This is a genomic window from Streptomyces sp. NPDC002785, assembly GCF_040295565.1.
GTDB lineage: Bacteria > Actinomycetota > Actinomycetes > Streptomycetales > Streptomycetaceae > Streptomyces.
Map to the genome: position 1 here is coordinate 1 of NZ_JBEOVN010000026.1, position 17,610 is coordinate 17,610.

Genomic DNA, 17,610 nt, shown 5'->3' on the forward strand with positions numbered 1-17,610 from the left:
TCTCGGCTGCGCTCGAGCAGGGGAGACCCCATCTGCCTCAATCCTCCGCCTTGCAGCTGCACGCACCCAGCCCCGCTCCTTCTCCCACCCCCCATTTGCCGGTCGGTCTTAGTCCAGGCCGATGTGGACGGGGCCGCCGGTGTCCGAGACTCCGTCGAGCACGGTGGAGGGGATGCGGAAGACCCGCCCGGGGGCGGCGGGCCAGGCGAGGGTACGGCGTGTGACGGTTCGTCCGTCCTGGCGGACGGTCACCTTGGGGAAGCGGACGAATTCGTCGGTCCACAGCAGCAGGCGGCCTCGCGCGGGCGCGGGGTCGTTCGGGCGCAGGATCTGCGGGGCGACCCAGCGGAACGGTGCCTCGGCGAGCAGACGAACGCCCCCGGTCGGCTGTGGCCGCCCGTGCAGGTGATCGATGACCTGTTGGGCGACGTGCTTGCCGTCGAGTGCGGCGACGTCGGCGGTGTCGACGGGGTGCAGCAGGTTGCCGACCGCGAAGGTGCCGGGGCGGCTGGTGCGCAGGGCAGTGTCGGTGAGGGGGCCGAGTGTGCCGGTGTCGAGGGTGATGCCGGCGCTGCGGACAAGCTCGTGGTCGGGAATCCAGTCGCCGGTGAAGACAACGGTGTCGCATTCGATGGTGCGGCGCTTTCCGGTGTCGAGGTGTTCGATCTCGACGGCCTGGCAGCGGCCCTTGCCGATGACGCGGGTGACGCGGGTGCGGGTGGCGACGGGGACGCGCAGCACGGTGCGTCCGGCTGTGTTGAAGGCTGAGTAGGACTCGGCCCTGGGGTATTGGCTGATCATGAGGGCGGGAGTGCAGCCGGCTTCGCGCAGGGTGACGGCTGCGGACCAGCTGACGAGTTCGCCGCCGACGATGACGGCCCGCTTGCCGACCGGCTGGTGGTGGAGGTGGACGAGGTTTTGCAGTTGGCCGGTGGTGTAGACGCCGTGGGGGCGGTCCCCGGGGATGCGGCGTGCGGTGCGGGGGCGTTCGCGGGCGCCGGTGGCGAGAACGAGCGCCTTGGGGCGGATCCGGTAGCGGCCGTCGGGGCTGGTGACGTCGACGGTGTTGTCGTCGGCCCAGCCGGTGACCATGGTGCGGGTGCGGATCTCGGCTCCGGCGGTGGTCGCCCGCTCGACGAGGTGGCGTGCGTAGGCGGGGCCGGACATGACGCGGCGCAGGTCACGCAGTCCGTATCCGGTGTGGTCGCTGTGGCGGGGGATGCCTCCGGCCTGGTGCTCGCGGTCGACGACGAGGATGTGGCCGGCACCGCGGTGGGCGAGTTCGGCGGCGGCGGTGAGGCCGGCGGGTCCCGCGCCGATGATGAGGACGTCGGGGGTGAGCGGAGTGGGCTGGTGGTTCATCGATTGTCCTTCAGGCCTGGCCGCAGCCGTCGTGGGCGTGGTGCTGGTTTCGGAGGGCGTCGACGGCTGCGCCGCAGAAGAATCCTTGGCAGCGGCCATTCATGGCGCGGGTGCGGCGGCGCAGGCCTTCGAGGCTGCGCGCGGGGATCGTGGCGTGGCAGGCGTCGCGGATCTCGCCTTCGGTGACGCGTTCGCAGAAACAGGCGATGGTGCCGTAGGCGGGGTCCTGGGCGATGAGGTCGGCGTCCTGGTAGGGGCGACCGGCGGCTTCGCCGATGTTGGGCATGCGCGGGGGGTCGGGCAGCCGACTGCGGGTGCGCAGGGTCAGGCCGGCGTCTTCCAGGAGGGTGCGTACGTGTTCGGCGATCGCGATGCCTGCCGTCAGGCCGGTGGAGCGGATCCCGCCGACGAGGAGATAGCGCTGCTGGGGGGTGGCTTCGATGAGGTAGTCGCCGCGGTCGATGGCAGCGCGCAGGCCTGCGTAGCTGGCGGTGACTTCTTCGGCCAGCAGGCGGGGCATGAGCCGCTCGCCCTTGCTGAGCAGGAAGTCGTAGCCCTCTTCCGAGGTTGCGGTGTCGGTGCGGTCGGTGAGGTCTTCGGCGGTGGGGCCGAGCATGACGTTTCCGTAGATGGTCGGCGAGATCAGGACGCCCTTGCCGCGGGATGTGGGCACGGGGAGGACGATCTTGTCGACCAGGGGGCGGGCGAGCTTGTCGAAGACGAACAGTTCGCCGCGGCGAGGGGTGACGGTGAAGCGGTCGTGGCCGAAGAGCCGGTCGATGTGGTCGGCGCCGAGGCCTGCGGCGTTGACGACCCAGCGGGCGCGGATGTCGCCGGCCGTGGTGTTCAGGGCGGTGTGGTCGTCGTTGTCCTGGATGCCGGTGACGGCGTGTTGCAGCAGGATGTCGGTGCCGCGCTGCCGTGCGTCGGTGGCCAGGGCGAGGTTGGTGGTCCAGGTGCAGATGATGGACTCATCGGGCACAGCCAGGCCGCCGAGGGCGCCGTCGCCGAGATCGGGGAGGGCGCGGTAGACCTCGCCGGCGTCGACGATGCGGCAGTGTTCGTAGCCGTTGGCCTCGGCCTTTTCCTTCAGGCCGGGCAGGGCGTCGAGCTCTTCCCGGTTCCAGGCCACCAGCAGGGCGCCGGTGTGCTCGACGGGGATGCCCGTGGCCTTGGCGTAGGCGGACAGCAGGTGGTAGCCGCGTGCGACCAGGCGGGATTCGAGGGTGCCGGGTTTGGCGTCGAAGCCGGTGTGCAGGATGGCGGTGTTGGCCTTGCTGGTGCCGTCGCCGACGTCGTCGCGGGCTTCGACCAGGGCGACGGTGAGCTCGTAGCCGGACAGTTCCCGTGCGATGGCCGCGCCGACGATGCCGCCTCCGATGACGGCGACGTCGTAGACGTCGGCGCGGGGGGCCTGCGTGGTGGCGGTCATGTGTGTTCTCCCTTGCCGACGCAGGCCGCGGCGGCCTGCGTCCATGTGGTGCGGAACTCCTCTGCCCGGTCCCCGGACCAGAGGGGTTCGTAGACGGTTCTCGGCTGCCATGCGCCGACGGCTTCCTTGAGGCTGAGCCGTGGGTCCAGGGCGCAGCGGGCCAGAGCGGCCGCGCCGAGCGGCGTTGCGTGCGCGGAGGGGTAGATGTCCACCGGTATCTGGGCGATGTCGGCCTGGGCCTGCATGAGGGCGGCGCTGTTGGTCAGGCCGCCGTCGGCGCGCAGCCGGGTCAGTGGCCGCCCGAGGTCCGTCTGCACGAGGCTGATCAGTTCGGCGACTTGCGCGGCGATGCCTTGCAGGACGGCAAGGACCAGGTGTTCGCGGCGAGTGGCGAGCGTCATGCCGGTGAGCGAGGCGGTCGCGTCCGGTGCCCACCAGGGGGCGGCGAGCCCGGCGAAGGCGGGCACGCACAGCACGCCTTCGGCGTCCGCGGCGGCCAGCGTGTCGAGGTCGGTGGCGTTCTGGACGAGCCCCAGATCCTGAAGCCATCGCACCGCCGAGGCGACGGTGTAGACCTGTCCGTCGACGCAGTACGGCGTCTGCCCGCCGGCCTGCCACGCGACCGATGTCGTCAGCCCGGCACTGGAGCGCACCGGGTTCAGGCCGGTGTTGGCCAGCAGGAAAGCTCCCGTGCCGTAGGTACATTTCGCGGTGCCTTGTTCCAGACAGCTCTCGGCGACCAGGGCGGCCTGTTGGTCGACGATCAGCCCGGCCACCGGGATGCTGCCGCCGAAGGCCCGTGTGGTGCCGATGATCTCGTCGCAGGCGGCGATGCGGGGAAGCTTCTCGTTGCCGAGGTCGAAGAGGTCGATGAGGCCGGTGTCCCAGGTCGCCGTGTCCAGGTTCAGGAGCAGGGAGCGGCTCGCGGTGGAGGCGTCGGTGACGAACTCGCCGGTGAGGTGGTGGACCAGCCAGGTGTCGGTGGTCGTGACCACGCCGTCCCGGGTGAGGTTACGGCGCAGCCAGGCCATCTTCGGGGCGGAGAAATACGGGTCGAGGACGAGACCGGTGCGCCGGGCGATGTGGTCGGCGTGCTGGGCCAGTTCGTGGCAGACGCTCTCCGAGCGGCGGTCCTGCCACACGATGGCGGGGGACAGGGGGGTGCCGGTGGCCGGGTCCCAGGCCAGCACGGTCTCGCCCTGGTTGGCCAGGGCGACACAGTCGATGGGGCGGTTTGCCGTGTTGACCGCGCGCCGTCCGGTGTTCAGGACGGAGTCGAGGAGTTCGTGCGGATTCTGCTCGACGCCGCCGCCCGGCAGGTAGGTCGGGCGCACTGTCTCCTCGGCGATGGCGAGGGTGCCGTCCGCGGAGTCGACGACGATCGCTTTCGTCCCAGAGGTGCCCTGGTCGATGGCGAGGATCGTGGTCATCGGGTGGTGCCTTCCGCAGCGAGGGGCCCCTGCTGCGCCTGCGGCGTGGTGGTGTCCGCGGCGTCCAGTGCCCGGTCGACGTCAGCCATGTCGGGCATGGTCAGCCCGCTCCTTCCGCGGCGGTACAGCAGCCCTGCGAAGTAGAGGGCGCCGAGTCCGAACAGCACCAGCACATAGGTCCAGGGTGCCCGGAAGGAGGCGTCGCGGAAGATCAGCAGTTCGTAGACGAGCCAGACGGTGGCGATGGTCAGGACCGGTACTTCCCAGCGTCCCAGGGAGAAGCCCTGGGACGGCGGAAGCGACTTGCGCTTGGCGATGTACATGGCGACGGTGCCGGCGTAGATGAGTGCGGGCAGCAGCGTGCCGGCCGAGAACAGCTGGAACAGTGCGTCCGTGGAGCGGGAGAACAGCGCCAGGATCACCTGGGCGACGAGCATCATGAACACCGAGGCGTTCAGCGGCGTTGCGGTACGCCGGTCCACACGGCGCAGCAGCCGCCAGCCGGGGAACCGCTCGTCGCGCGACATGGCGTACACCAGCCGGGTCCCGCTGAGGGTGATCACCAGGCCGCAGGAGAAGATCGAGGTCACGACGAGGACGAGAAGCACCTTGCCGACGACCGAGCCCAGCACGGCGGTGATCACTGTGGCCACCGGGGTGGCCGACTCGCCCACCGCGTCCACTCGGCCCGCCGCGGCCGTCACCGCGACCAGGAACAGGAATCCGAGCACGCCCAGCGAGAGCACTGCCTGGACCATCGCCTTGGGGATGACACGGGCCGGCTCACGGGTCTCCTCGGCCAGGTTTGCCGCCGACTCGAACCCCACGATGGTGAAGGCGCCCAGCAGGAACGCCAGCGCGAACGGCCCGGCGTGGGTGCCCCCGCCCATGCCGTAGTAGCCGTCGGTGGGAACGGTTCCGGTGTCAAACAGGTGCCCGAAGTCGAGCTTGCCAGTGGCGGCGCCAACCACGAAGAGCAGGATGGTCAACGCGATCATGCCGATCAGTTGCATGGTCACCGCCACGTTGTTGACCTTGTGGGTGGTCCGCGTCGACAGGGCCACCAGCACCGCTTGCAGGAGCACCACCACGGCGGTGATCACCCACGCGTTCTGTGCGGTCCCCACGTACTGGAACAGCTCCGGCAGGATCGTGGACGCGATGGTGTAGTCCACGGCGACCAGGACGACGCCCAGGAACGCGAACGAGATCCAGCCCATGATCCAGCCCCACACCGGCCCCACGATGCGTGACACCCATTGGTAGGAGTAGCCGCTGATCGGAATGCGCGCGGCGAGGGCCCCGAAGACCAGCGCGATGGAGAGCTGGCCGATCACCGTGATCGGCCAGGCCCAGATGCCCCTCGGGCCCGACGTTTCCAGGACCGCTCCGTAGGTCGTGAAGATGCCCGTGGCGATCGACACGAACCCGAAGGCCACGGAGAACGAGGCGTACCAGCCCAGTTCCCGGGACATCCCTTCTCGGCGCTCGCCGACGGGTTTCGAACCCTGCGTGCGTGTGTCCGGATGAGTCATAGCTCGCGTTCCCCTCTTTCAAGGTGTCCCGCCGCGGGTGCGGGATCGGCGGACGTGGGCGGGCCGAGGCGGTGAGCGGCCCCGCCACGGTTGTGCGGGTGCTGCGGTCTGCCGCTCGGCGGACCTGGCCCGCCGAGCGCGGCGCGCGGTAGGTTGCGCCAGCGGCTGCATCATTCACGCATTGACCGAAATTGTGGAAAGTTGACTGCAGGTACCCGAAAGTGTGGACCTTTGCCTGTGTCTCGTCAAGAGGTTGGGCTTCTCTCCTCTGAGAACGGGAACGGTTCCCGTGTCGGTGCAGACCTGCAGGACCGCGCAGTTTCCGACGCGCCCCGTCAGGTGCCTCCCGACCCCGCCCCCGGGCGGGATCGCTGAGAAGCGCCGAGTAACGGTAGAATGCGGTCACAGAACCACAGAAACAGTCATGGGGGTGCGAGCGTGCTCGCTGCAGAACGGCACCGCAGGATCGTCGCCGAGCTCGCGCGGCTCACCTTCGTCACCACCGACGACCTCACGACACTCCTGGGTGTCTCACACGAGACCGTGCGCCGCGACCTCGCACTGCTCGAGCAGCGCGGCGAGCTCGCCCGCGTCCACGGAGGCGCCACCACCCGCCAGGCTTCCGTCGGAGAAGAAGCACCCTTCACCGAACGAAGCGGTGCTCAGGCCGCACAGAAAGAGGCCATCGGGCGCGCTGCAGCCGCACTGATCAAGCCGCATCAGACCGTCATCATCGACGTGGGCACCACCGCACTCGAGGTGGCCCGTGCGCTGCCTGCCGACCACACCGGAGTCATCGCCACACCCTCGCTGCTCGTGGCGGCCGAGGCCAGCACCCGCCCCGGAACCGAGGTACTCGTCAGCGGCGGTCGTCTGCGCGCCGGCGATCTCGCCTGCTCCAACGCCCAAGCCATGGAGTTCTTCAACAACCTGCGCGCCGACGTGGCCTTTATCGGCTCCGGTGGGGTCGCCCCCTATGGACTGACCGACTACCACCTCGACGAAGTCGCCACCAAGCGCGCCATCCTCGTCGGCACCACCACCAGTTACGTCCTGGCCGACTCCAGCAAGTTCGGCCGCACGGCGGCACACCGTGTCTGCGGGCTCGACGGCTTCGACACCCTCATCACCGACCAGGCCGCCGACACCGAACTGCGCACCGCCCTCACCCGGGCCGGAGCAACCACGCTCGTCGCCTGATCCCCCGCATCGGGGAAGAGGCCCCTCGCCCTCGATGGCGGCCGGGTGGCTGCCGCCGGACGTCAAAGGATGAACCGCGGCAGCCATTTCGCCCGGTAGTCGCGGTGGCCGGCATGCTCTGCGGCCATCTGCCGGACGGCGAAACCGAGCCCGACCGCACGGCCGGACGAGAAGTCGTGTTCGGGGCGGTCGACGTCCTTGTCGGCGACCTCCGCGTACTCATTGAGGAGAACTCTGCTCGTCTCGATGCGACGACGTGTGCGCGCGGGGTCCTGAAAGGCGATGTGCTGATCGAAGCCGAGATTCCGCACGCTGAACGCGATGGCGCCGGTCCGGTCGTGGACCTCGCCGGGCACACCGGCCGGGCACCGCCAGCTGTCCCCGCCCGCCGCCTGCGCAATCTGTTCCTCCTCGGCAAGACGCGCCCGAACGAAATCGATCATGTCGGAGTTGTCTGTCATCGGGCTTTCGAATCCTTAACCGTCATGGCTCCCTGCCGGAAGCCGCACCCACTGCCTTGGCCAGTTCTGTTCGTTCACCGAGGATGTCGGACGACGATACCGAGTTGAAGTCCAGTGCCCCGGGGACACCACCTGTCGTGGGCGTATCCGGGTGCCGAGATGATCCGAGACGGAGCCCCTGGTCTGCACGCTCGGTGGGGGGGGAGGGGGGGGGAGGTCCCGCCGCCGTGACAATGCGGGTGCTGTCCCGGATCCTGGCACCCACTGCAGCGATCCGGCTCAACGGCAGGACCGGGCAACCGGTCAAGCGATCACTGACCGCTTACGATCACTGACTGCAACCGCAACCCTTCGTCCTGACACCCATCCCGCCGGCCTGAGAGCACACGCGCCCCTCCTGATTCCGAGCACGCAGGGGCGCCGGACAGGAGAAGAGAACCGCCCATGACCACCGTGCGCGGAACATCCATGGACATCCCCACACAAGACAGCACCGCCGACGCCTACCTGGCCCATCCCGACGACGGAAGTCCCCACCCCGGGGTGCTGTTCTACATGGACGCCTTCGGAATCCGACCCCACCTGAAGAAGATGGCCGATCGTCTCGCCGAAGCCGGCTACACCGTGCTGGTCCCCAATGTCTTCTACCGCCATGGGCGGGCGCCGGTGGTCGAGCTGCCGGACTTCATCGACCCGGCCCGACGCCCGGAGATCTTCGAGCGTATCGGCCCGGTCATCCAGTCACTGACACCCGGTCCGGCGATGTGCGACGCCGATGCCTACCTGACCTGGCTGACAGACTGCCCCCTCACCACTGACGGACCGGTCGGTATCACGGGCTACTGCATGGGCGCCGGCCTTGCCCTGCGTACCGCCGGCACCTACCCGGAGCGGGTCGCGGCCATGGCGGGCTTCCACGGCGGGCGCCTGGCCACAGACGCTGCCGACAGTCCGCACCTGCTCGCCGACCGGATCACCGCGGAGCTGTACTTCGGCCACGCCGACCAGGACCCCTCGCTGCCCTCCGAGCAGATCAAGCGCCTCGACGAGGCCCTCGACTCAGCCGGCGTGCGCCACCGCAGCGAGGTCTACACAGGAGCGCACCACGGCTTCACCCAGGCCGACACCGCCGCATACGACAGCACAGCGGACGAACGCTACTGGAAAGCACTGATGGCACTCCTGGACCGCACCCTCTGACCGGTACGCGTTCAGATCGCGGTCACCGCACCACGGACATACGGTCGGCAAGGGCACAGGCGCCCCACGCAGCCCCTGGGGGCGGCCCGCGAGCCGGCAGCCGTCGACGACCGGACAAGAACGCAGGACACGAGAGGAAGCCGCGATGTCGGTCGAGAACACCCCCACTGTCTCCCTCGGGCCCGACAGCGGCCTGGACCAGGTCTTTCAGCTGGCTCAGCAGCTGCGCGTGGACTCCGTTCGCGCCAGCACCGCCGCCGGCTCCGGCCACCCCACCTCCAGCCTGTCCGCCGCGGATCTGATGGCCGTCCTCATGACACGCCAACTGCGCTACGACTGGCTGAACCCGAAGAACCCGGCCAACGACCACCTGATCTTCTCCAAGGGGCATGCCTCCCCCCTGCTGTACGCGATGTTCCTCGCCGCCGGTGCGATCGACGAAGAGGAACTGATGACCACCTACCGCCGCAACGGCGCTCGGCTGCAGGGCCACCCCACTCCGGTCCTGCCCTGGGTGGATGCTGCCACCGGCTCCCTGGGCCAGGGCATCGCCTACGGCGTCGGCATCGCGCTCGCCGGACGGGACCTGGAGCACCAGCCGTACCGGGTGTGGGTGCTGTGCGGCGACAGCGAAATGACCGAAGGGTCGGTGTGGGAAGCCCTGGACAAGGCAGGCCGCCACCGGTTGGCCAACTTCGTCGTGATCATCGACGTCAACCGCCTCGGCCAGAGCGGCCCCACGGAGCTGGGCTGGGACACCGGCGCCTACGCCCGCCGCGCCGAAGCCTTCGGCTGCCGCGCCCTCGTCATCGACGGCCACGACCTCGTGGCCGTCGAACAAGCCCTGGCCGCCGCGGACGACGGGCAGGCCCCCACTGTCATCGTCGCCCAGACCGTCAAGGGTCAGGGCGTCTTCGAGGTCGCAGACGCCGAGGGCTGGCACGGCAAACCACTGCCCGACGATCTCGCCGCACGCGCCGTCACCGAACTGGGCGGCGTACGCCACCTCACCGTCCGCGGCCCCCAGCCGCCCGCCGCCGCCCCCAGTACCCCGGCCGCTCCCGTGGAGGTGACGCTGCCGCACTTCGAGGTCGGTGAAGCCGTCGCCACCCGCGTAGCGTTCGGCAAGGCGCTCGCCGCGATCGGCGCCAGGCCCGACATCGTGGCTCTGGACGCCGAGGTGGGCAACTCCACCCACGCGGAGGACTTCGGCAAGGCACACCCCGAGCGGTACTTCCAGATGTACATCGCTGAACAGCAGATGATCGCCGGCGCGGTCGGTATGGCCGTACGCGGCTACCGCCCCTACGCCACCACCTTCGCCGCCTTCCTCACCCGAGCTCATGACTTCATCCGTATGGCGGCCGTCTCCCAGATCTCCATGAGCCTGTGCGGGACCCACTGTGGTGTCGAGATCGGTGCGGACGGCCCCTCCCAGATGGGCCTGGAAGACCTCGCCATGATGCGCGCCGTCCACGGCTCCACCGTGCTCTACCCCAGCGACGCCACATCCGCTGCCGCTCTGACCGCCGCAATGGCCTACCTGGACGGCATTTCCTACCTGCGCACCACCCGGGGCGCCTACCCCGTCCTCTATGCCGCCGACGAAACCTTCCCCGTCGGCGGATCCAAGACCCTGCGCGCGAGCGACAGCGACCAGGTCACCCTCATCGGTGCCGGCGTCACCCTCCACGAATGCCTCGCCGCCGCCGACCAGCTCGCTGCCGAGAACATCCCCGTCCGGGTTGTCGACCTGTACTCCGTCAAGCCCCTGGACCTCGACACGCTCGCCCGCGCCGCCCAGCAAACCGGCGCACTGGTCGTCGTCGAGGACCACCACCCGGAAGGCGGCATCGGCGAGGCCGTGCTGTCCGCACTCGCCGCCCAGCGACTGACCCCCGCAGTCGTCCACCTTGCCGTGCGCAACCTGCCGGGTTCCGGAACCCCCTTTGAACTCCTGGACACCGCAGGCATCTCACGCACCCACATCATCCGAACAGCCCATGACCTCGCCGCCCGCTGAGCGCTGCCGCCGTGGACGGCGATGAGAGCCGCTCAGGGCACCTCGCGGGGAGGTCCTGTGAAGGGAGTGCCCGCGGCGTGCGGTTGCGCCGGGCACTTCGTGAGCGAAGGCCTACCCCTTCGCGTCCTCCTCTATCATGTCGGCGCACTTCTCGCCGATCACCATGTGGTGATGCACGGGCTGACGGGATGACGGTGATGAGAACCGGCATCGCGGAGCCATCCGCCACCTGCGGGCCGCGGATGCCCCGGATCCGCAGACGTGGGTCGAGCGGGGCCGTCGCCGTGGTGGCCTCCGGAGCCCGCGGCGACGTAAAAACCCGCCTGACTCCGCCGTCCCAGTCGCTTATCGTCGACGTGATTCCTGGCAAAAGCACCGGCGCGGCCAGGGCAAGGACCATGACGTGGAGGATAATTGTGCGCTACCGCGAGCTGGGACGCAGTGGACTGTCCGTGTCCGAGATCGGATACGGCGCCTGGGGCATCGGCGAGTCCGCCTGGGTCGGTGCCACGGAGGACGAATCCGTACGCGCCCTGCACCGGGCCATCGACCTCGGCGTGAACTTCATCGATACCGCACGCGGCTACGGCGAGAGTGAGCGAATAGTCGGCCGCGTCGTCCGCGAGCGGGCCGGCGACGAGGTGCTCGTCGCCACCAAAGTGCCGCCGAAGAACGACATTTGGCCGGCGCCCGACGGCCTGGACCCGGCTGAGACGTTCCCGGGCGAGCACATCCGCAAAAGCCTGGAGACCAGTCTGCGCACCAGCGGCCTGGACCACTTCGACGTACTGCAGTTCCATGTCTGGAGCGACGACTGGGTCGGCCGTGGCGACTGGCTGGAGACGATTGCCGCACTGAAGCAGGAGGGCAAGGTCCGCCTGTTCGGCGTCTCCATCAACGACCACCAGCCCGAGAACGCACTCTCACTCGTACGCAGCGGCGCCGTGGACAGCGTGCAGGTCATCTACAACCTCTTCGACCAGGCGCCCGCCGACGTGCTGCTGCCGGCCTGTGAGGAGCACGGCGTCGGTGTCATCGTGCGGGTGGCGCTGGACGAGGGCGGCCTCACCGGTCGGATCACCGCCGGTACGACGTTCCCCGAGGGCGACTGGCGCAACCGCTACTTCCGCGACGACCGCCCGGCACAGGTCGAACAGCGGGTTGCCGCGATCGTCGCCGACCTTGGCATCGAACCCGATGAGATCGCTGAGAACGCGTTGCGGTTCGTACTGAGTTCGCCGGCGGTTTCCACCGTCATCCCCGGCATGCGCACCGTGCGCAACGTCGAACGCAACACAGCCCTGAGCGACGGGCGTCCGCTCACCGTCGACCGGCTCGCCGTGCTGGCCAAGCACCGGTGGCAGCGCAACTTCTACTCCTGATTCCGGGCTCCATTTCCCGGCCGGGCGGTACGCGGTTCACCTCCGCGCACCGCCCGGCCCAGTGCTGCCCGTATTCGGCGGTATCAGCCCGGCGCGGCCGTCGGGGCGGAGTGGCTCGAACGGTGCGCGCTGCCGGTCATGCGCCCGCGCTCCCGTCCTCGGGGGCGGCCGTCACGTGGTTGCGGAGCTTGCCGATGTTCTCGACCTCGACCTCGACGACGTCGCCGGGGCGCAGGTGGCGACCGGAGAATACGCCCGCGCCGCGCGGTGTTCCGGTGAGGATCACGTCTCCGGGTTCGAGGGTCTGGTAGCGGGAGAGGTAGGAGATCAGCTCGGCCGCGCTGTGGATGAAGCCGCTGGTGCGGTCGTCCTGGCGTACGTCACCGTTGACCAGGGTGCGCAGCCGCAGGTCGAGCGGCTCGGCGAACTCGTCGGTCGACGTCACCGTGGAAGGCGCGGGCAAGCGGCAGATCCTGCACACCTGTTACGTCGTGGCGGCGGACGGGGCGACCGGGGGTCTGCGCGACATGCTCGGCATTGCGATGGACGGCTCTCCGGTCCTCGGGCACCAGCTGAATATCTATTTCCACGCCGACCTGTCCCCGTGGATGGGGCAGGATCCCGCCCTACTGATCTGGCTGATCAACAGTGCCTCCCCGGGACTCCTCATCGGCATGGACGGCGCTCGCCGGTGGACCTTCCAGCGCAGCTTCGACCCGGCTGTCGAATCGCCGCAGGACTACCCGCCCGAACGGTGCGCCCAGATCATCCGGGACGCGGTCGGAGCCACCGAACTCGACGTGGACATCCGCTCCGTGGGGCCGTGGACCATGACGGCCCGGACCGCCAAGACCTACCGCAGCGGCCGTGTCCTCCTCGTCGGTGACGCGGCGCACCAGTTCCCGCCGACAGGCGGCCTGGGCATGAACAGCGGCCTCGCCGACGCGGACAACCTCGGCTGGAAACTCGCCGCCGTGCTGGCGGGCTGCGCTTCCGACGCCCTGCTCGACAGTTACGAGCGCGAACGTCGCCCCGTCGCCGTCGACAACGCCCGCCACAGCGTGCTCAACGCCATCAGAATGGCCGAGGTCGGCATAGGGCCCGAGACGGCCAGGATCGCCGCACGCCTCGAAAGCCCGGACCCGTCAGTTGCCGCTGCGGAACGCCGGCGGATCGCGGAAGCCGTCCCTCTGCAGCGCCCGCACTTCGACGCGCTCAACCAGGAGATCGGATACATCTACGGGGCGAGCCGGCACGCCGGAGGCGTCGGCGGAGCCCCGCTCGCCGCCACCGACTACACACCGACTGCCGTCCCCGGAGCGCGACTTCCGCACGCCTGGGTCGAACGTGACGGGGAACGGGTGTCGACGCACGACCTCCTCATCCCGGGCTTCACCCTCATTACAGGGCCCGGGGGAGCCGCCTGGGCCGATGTCTTCGCGGAGACCGGGGAAGGCGTGGCGAAACGGACTGTCGTGATCGGCCGGGATGTCACCAGCTCGGACGGCCGCTGTCCGGAGCTGCTCAGGATCGGTGAGGACGGAGCCATCCTCGTCCGGCCGGACGGCCACATCGCGTGGCACAGCGCCGAGGGGGCATCCCCTGAGTCCGCGCTCGCCGCGCTGCTCGACGCGGTCGAGTAGTCCGCGTAGGGCCTGTTCGGCCTGACCTGAAGGACAGGCCCTGTTCCGGCGCGGATCGCGAGCCGAGCGCAGGGCCCCGAGCCAGGCGCTCCTGGCCCTCGCCCGGAGTCTTCTTCACTCCGGCCTTCCGGCTCGGAAGGCCGAGTTCGGTCGCCCCGGCCTGCCGCGCCTGCCCCACGGATGCCGCAGTGTCGGCCGACACCGAACGTTTTCGATCGGTTTCGATCAAAGCCGACGGGTGCCGGCCGACGCCCATCGCCCCGACCCACGCCGACCGGCGCACCGCGGCCACCCGCCCCGCCGACACGGCCGTCCCGGGCGCCCGCCCCTGTCGCCGGGGCCGACTCCTCGCCCGCCCGGCGACCGCAGAAGCCCCACCCGGAGGAACACAGTGGTGACCCCTCAGAAAGCAACCGTCCCCCGCCCCACGCTTCAGGACCGATATGTGCGCGAGGAGGGCACCCTTCACCTCACCGGCATTCAGGCGCTCGCCCGCCTGCCGCTCGACATCCGTCGCGCCGACCGTCGCGAGGGCCGCAGCGCCGCGGGATTCATCTCCGGATACGAAGGTTCGCCGCTCGCCGGATACGACATGGAACTCGCCCGCTGCCGCTCCCTCCTCGACGAGTACGACATCGTCTTCCGCCCCGGCGTCAACGAGGAACTCGCGGCGACGGCCGTCCAAGGCACCCAACTTGCCGCAGCTCAGCCGGACAAGCGCGTCGACGGCATCACGGCCATCTGGTACGGCAAGTCCCCGGGCCTCGACCGCGCCTCGGACGCCATCCGGCACAACAACCTGATGGGCACCCACCCCGACGGCGGTGCGCTCGCACTGGTCGGCGACGACCCCGCCGCCAAGTCGTCGACCGTGCCCGGCGCCTCCGAACTGCTCCTCGCCGATCTGGGCCTGCCCACGCTCTACCCGTCCGACCCGCAGGAAGCGCTCGACTTCGGACTGCACGGCGTGGCGATGTCCCGGGCAGCCGGCCTGTGGGTGGCGCTGAAGATCGCGACGGCGGTCGCGGACGGCTCCGGCACCGTCGACGTGAGCGCCGGACGGACCGCACCGGTCGTCCCTGACCTCACGGTCGACGGAGTGCCGTACCGCCACACCGTCGGCACCCGGATGCTGCAACCGGCCCTCGGTGAACTGGAACGCAGCCGGGACGGCGCCCGCCTTGAGATCGCCCGTCGCTACGCCGTCGCCAACAACCTCAACCGGATCACCAGGAAGGGCCCCGACGACCGCATCGGTATCGTCGCGGCAGGCAAGACCTTCCTCGATCTCCGCCAGGGCCTGCGCATCCTCGGACTCGACGACGCCGAACTGGAGCGCCGCGGTGTGAGCCTGCTGCACCTCGGCATGATCCATCCGCTGGAACCCACGGTCGTCGAACGGTTCGCGAGAGGGCTGCGCCACATCGTCGTCGTGGAGGAGAAGCGGCCACTCATCGAGACCGCCCTCAAGGACCAGCTCTATGGGCGCGGCGACCAGCCGTCCGTCTCCGGCAAGCGTGCACCCGACGGTTCGGTCCTGTTCCCGCTCCACGGAGAACTCGATCCCGACACCGTAGCCGCACGGCTCGCGCCCTGCCTGAACGAATTGGGTGAACTGCCTTCCGTACAGAGATGGTTGGACACTAAACGGGCAACGGACCGGCGCAGGACGCTGACACTTCTGCCTGTGCTGACTCGCACCCCCTACTTCTGTTCCGGCTGCCCCCACAACCTTTCGACCAAGGCACCCGAGGGCGCCGCCGTCGGAGCCGGGATCGGCTGCCATGCCATGGTCACACTCATGGACCCTTCCCAGGCCGGGGACGTGATCGGCATGACCCAGATGGGAGGTGAGGGCGCCCAGTGGATCGGCATGCAGCCGTTCCTCGAACGTGACCACCTGATCCAGAATCTCGGCGACGGCACCTTCCACCACTCCGGCAGCCTCGCCGTCCGGGCGGCGGTTTCGGCCGGGGTGAACGTCACATACAAGCTGCTCTACAACTCGGCGGTGGCGATGACGGGCGGACAGCAGCCCGTTGGCGTCATGACCGTGCCCGCAATCGCCCAAGGGCTGCTGGCCGAAGGTGTCGAGCGCATCATCGTCACGACCGAGGACGTCAAGCGCTACCGGAAGGTCACGCTTCCGAAGGGCGTCGTCGTCTGGCACCGCGACCGCTTGACCGAGGCCCAGCAGGCGCTCGCCCGGACCCCCGGCGTCACCCTGCTCATCCACGACCAGGAATGCGCGACGGAACTCCGGCGCAAGCGCAAGCGCGGCCTTGTGCCCGAACCCACCGAGTGCGTGATGATCAACGAGCGGGTGTGCGAGGGGTGCGGCGATTGCGGACAGCAGTCCAACTGCCTCTCCGTGCAGCCCTTCGACACCGAGTACGGCCGCAAGACCCGGATCGATCAGTCCTCCTGCAACAAGGACTACGCCTGTCTGGTGGGGGACTGCCCCTCCTTCCTCACCGTCGTCCCCGCCGAGGGAAAGGCCGACTTCACTCCCGCACCGATGCCGGACGGCGCAGCCCTGCCCGATCCCGACCCCGTCGTACCGGCCTCCCACACCACCCGGATCACAGGCGTGGGAGGCTCCGGGGTGGTCACCCTCGCGCAGATCCTCAGTACCGCGGCCTCGCTCGCGGGCCTGCACGTCCGGGCCCTCGACCAGACCGGCATGGCCCAGAAGGGCGGCGCGGTCGTCTCCGACATCAAAATCACCAAGGAAGCGACGGAACAGGCCGGCAAGGCGGCCCAGGACGAGTGCGATCTCTACCTCGGCTGTGACCTGCTCGTAGCCGCCGAACCCGGACATCTCACCGCGGCCGCTCCGGCGCGAACGGTGGCGGTCGTCTCTACGGCAGAGGTCCCGACCGGACAGATGGTGATCGACCCGGAGGTGTCGTTCCCGCCTGCCGAACCTCTCAAGGAGCGGATTGAGGCAGAGGCCAAGTGCGCGGTCTTCCTCGACGCGCGCCAACTCGCGAACGACCTGCTGGGCGAGGACCAGTTCGCCAATCTCCTGCTCACGGGCGCGGCCTACCAGACCGGCGGGCTGCCGCTGCCGGCCCACGCCATCGAGGAGGCGATCACCCTCAATGGGGTGAAGGTCGAAGCCAACATCAAGGCGTTCCGCCTCGGCCGCCAGGCCGTCGCCGATCCCGACGCCTTCGCCGGCCTCCTAAAGGGGCGTGTCACCCCGGCGAAGTCGGGGCGCAGCCTGTCCGCCGCGGCCCGGCACACACTCGAACTGGTCGGGGCCGTTGCGGGGTCGGAGCTCGCCCGGCTCCTGGAAGTCCGCGTACCGGATCTCATCGCGTACCAGAACGCCGCCTATGCGACGAGGTACGCGCGCTTCGTCGAACTGGTACGCCGGACCGAGTGCGAGCGCGTCCCCGGCTCGACCGCACTGTCCGAGGCAGTGGCCAGGTACCTGCACAAGCTGATGGCGTACAAGGACGAGTACGAGGTGGCTCGGCTCTCCCTCGACCCCGAGGTCGAGCGGGAGGTCAGGGCCCGCTTCGGGGACGGCGCACGGATGTCCTACCGTCTCCACCCGCCCGTCCTGCGGGCACTCGGGATGAACCGCAAGATCGAACTCGGTCCCTGGTTCAAGCCCGCCTTCCAAGCCCTTGCCGCGATGCGCAGGCTCCGTGGCACACGCCTGGACCCCTTCGGAGCGGCGCGCGTGCGGCGCACGGAACGGGCCCTGGTCGTCGAGTACGAGGCCACGATCAGCGACGTCTGCCGGAACCTCGACAAGGACGCCCACGGCCTCGCCGTCGAGATCGCCTCACTGCCCGACATCGTGCGCGGTTACGAGGAGATCAAGATGGCATCCGTGGCTCGGTACAGGACCCGGTCCGCGGAGCTCGTCGGCCGGCTGTCCCAGGGCCGCGAACGTACGGATGCCGACACGCCTAGCAACTGAGCGGA

At 69.4% G+C, this 17,610-nt stretch carries 12 protein-coding genes and 1 pseudogene; 7 read left to right on the plus strand and 6 right to left on the minus strand.

Going from position 1 to position 17,610, the window contains the following annotated elements; genetic code table 11:
* Window positions 1-108: 108 nt before the first annotated feature.
* From ABTZ94_RS09750 to ABTZ94_RS09765, 4 genes are read right to left on the minus strand one after another with little or no spacing between them, the layout of a single operon-like run.
* Window positions 109-1,362, minus strand: coding sequence for an NAD(P)/FAD-dependent oxidoreductase (locus ABTZ94_RS09750; protein WP_351199239.1), 1,254 nt, complete (start codon window positions 1,360-1,362; stop codon window positions 109-111).
* A 10-nt stretch (window positions 1,363-1,372) separates the two neighbouring features.
* Window positions 1,373-2,794, minus strand: coding sequence for an NAD(P)/FAD-dependent oxidoreductase (locus tag ABTZ94_RS09755; protein ID WP_351199241.1), 1,422 nt, complete (start codon window positions 2,792-2,794; stop codon window positions 1,373-1,375).
* Window positions 2,791-4,224: an FGGY family carbohydrate kinase gene (locus tag ABTZ94_RS09760; protein WP_351199243.1), complete on the minus strand. Its 1,434-nt coding sequence runs from the start codon at window positions 4,222-4,224 to the stop codon at window positions 2,791-2,793. The genes ABTZ94_RS09755 and ABTZ94_RS09760 overlap by 4 nt, the downstream gene beginning before the upstream one ends.
* Window positions 4,221-5,699: an APC family permease gene (locus ABTZ94_RS09765; protein WP_351199245.1), complete on the minus strand. Its 1,479-nt coding sequence runs from the start codon at window positions 5,697-5,699 to the stop codon at window positions 4,221-4,223. The genes ABTZ94_RS09760 and ABTZ94_RS09765 overlap by 4 nt, the downstream gene beginning before the upstream one ends.
* Before the next feature lie 498 nt (window positions 5,700-6,197).
* On the opposite strand from ABTZ94_RS09765, the gene ABTZ94_RS09770 reads away from it, so the two are divergent.
* Window positions 6,198-6,959 (plus strand): DeoR/GlpR family DNA-binding transcription regulator, encoded by a 762-nt coding sequence (locus ABTZ94_RS09770; protein ID WP_351199247.1) that lies wholly within the window; start codon window positions 6,198-6,200, stop codon window positions 6,957-6,959.
* 62 nt (window positions 6,960-7,021) lie between these two features.
* On the opposite strand, the gene ABTZ94_RS09775 is transcribed toward ABTZ94_RS09770, so the two are convergent.
* Window positions 7,022-7,420 (minus strand): DUF6221 family protein, encoded by a 399-nt coding sequence (locus ABTZ94_RS09775; protein ID WP_351199249.1) that lies wholly within the window; start codon window positions 7,418-7,420, stop codon window positions 7,022-7,024.
* Between the two features lie 206 nt (window positions 7,421-7,626).
* On the opposite strand from ABTZ94_RS09775, the pseudogene ABTZ94_RS09780 reads away from it, so the two are divergent.
* The 4 genes and pseudogenes from ABTZ94_RS09780 to ABTZ94_RS09795 all read left to right on the plus strand — a co-directional run.
* Window positions 7,627-7,755, plus strand: a pseudogene (locus ABTZ94_RS09780) (IS982 family transposase); the annotation flags it as partial.
* Window positions 7,756-7,864: 109 nt separating this feature from the next.
* Complete coding sequence (locus ABTZ94_RS09785) at window positions 7,865-8,620, plus strand: dienelactone hydrolase family protein (protein WP_351199250.1); 756 nt, start codon at window positions 7,865-7,867, stop codon at window positions 8,618-8,620.
* A 145-nt stretch (window positions 8,621-8,765) separates the two neighbouring features.
* Complete coding sequence (locus ABTZ94_RS09790; protein WP_351199252.1) at window positions 8,766-10,643, plus strand: transketolase; 1,878 nt, start codon at window positions 8,766-8,768, stop codon at window positions 10,641-10,643.
* 416 nt (window positions 10,644-11,059) lie between these two features.
* The gene (locus tag ABTZ94_RS09795; RefSeq protein ID WP_351199326.1) at window positions 11,060-12,025 is read left to right on the plus strand and encodes an aldo/keto reductase; all 966 of its coding nucleotides are present in this window, start codon (window positions 11,060-11,062) and stop codon (window positions 12,023-12,025) included.
* 136 nt (window positions 12,026-12,161) lie between these two features.
* Here ABTZ94_RS09795 and ABTZ94_RS09800 read toward each other — a convergent pair whose 3' ends face one another.
* Window positions 12,162-12,488, minus strand: a complete 327-nt coding sequence (locus ABTZ94_RS09800; RefSeq protein ID WP_351199254.1) for a fumarylacetoacetate hydrolase family protein — start codon at window positions 12,486-12,488, stop codon at window positions 12,162-12,164.
* Here ABTZ94_RS09800 and ABTZ94_RS09805 point away from each other — a divergent pair.
* A complete protein-coding gene (locus ABTZ94_RS09805) occupies window positions 12,472-13,668 on the plus strand; it encodes an FAD-dependent monooxygenase (protein ID WP_351199256.1) in 1,197 nt (398 codons plus the stop codon). The two genes, ABTZ94_RS09800 and ABTZ94_RS09805, sit on opposite strands and share 17 nt — an antisense overlap.
* Window positions 13,669-14,062: 394 nt before the next feature.
* Window positions 14,063-17,605, plus strand: a complete 3,543-nt coding sequence (locus tag ABTZ94_RS09810; RefSeq protein WP_351199258.1) for an indolepyruvate ferredoxin oxidoreductase family protein — start codon at window positions 14,063-14,065, stop codon at window positions 17,603-17,605.
* Window positions 17,606-17,610: the final 5 nt, after the last annotated feature.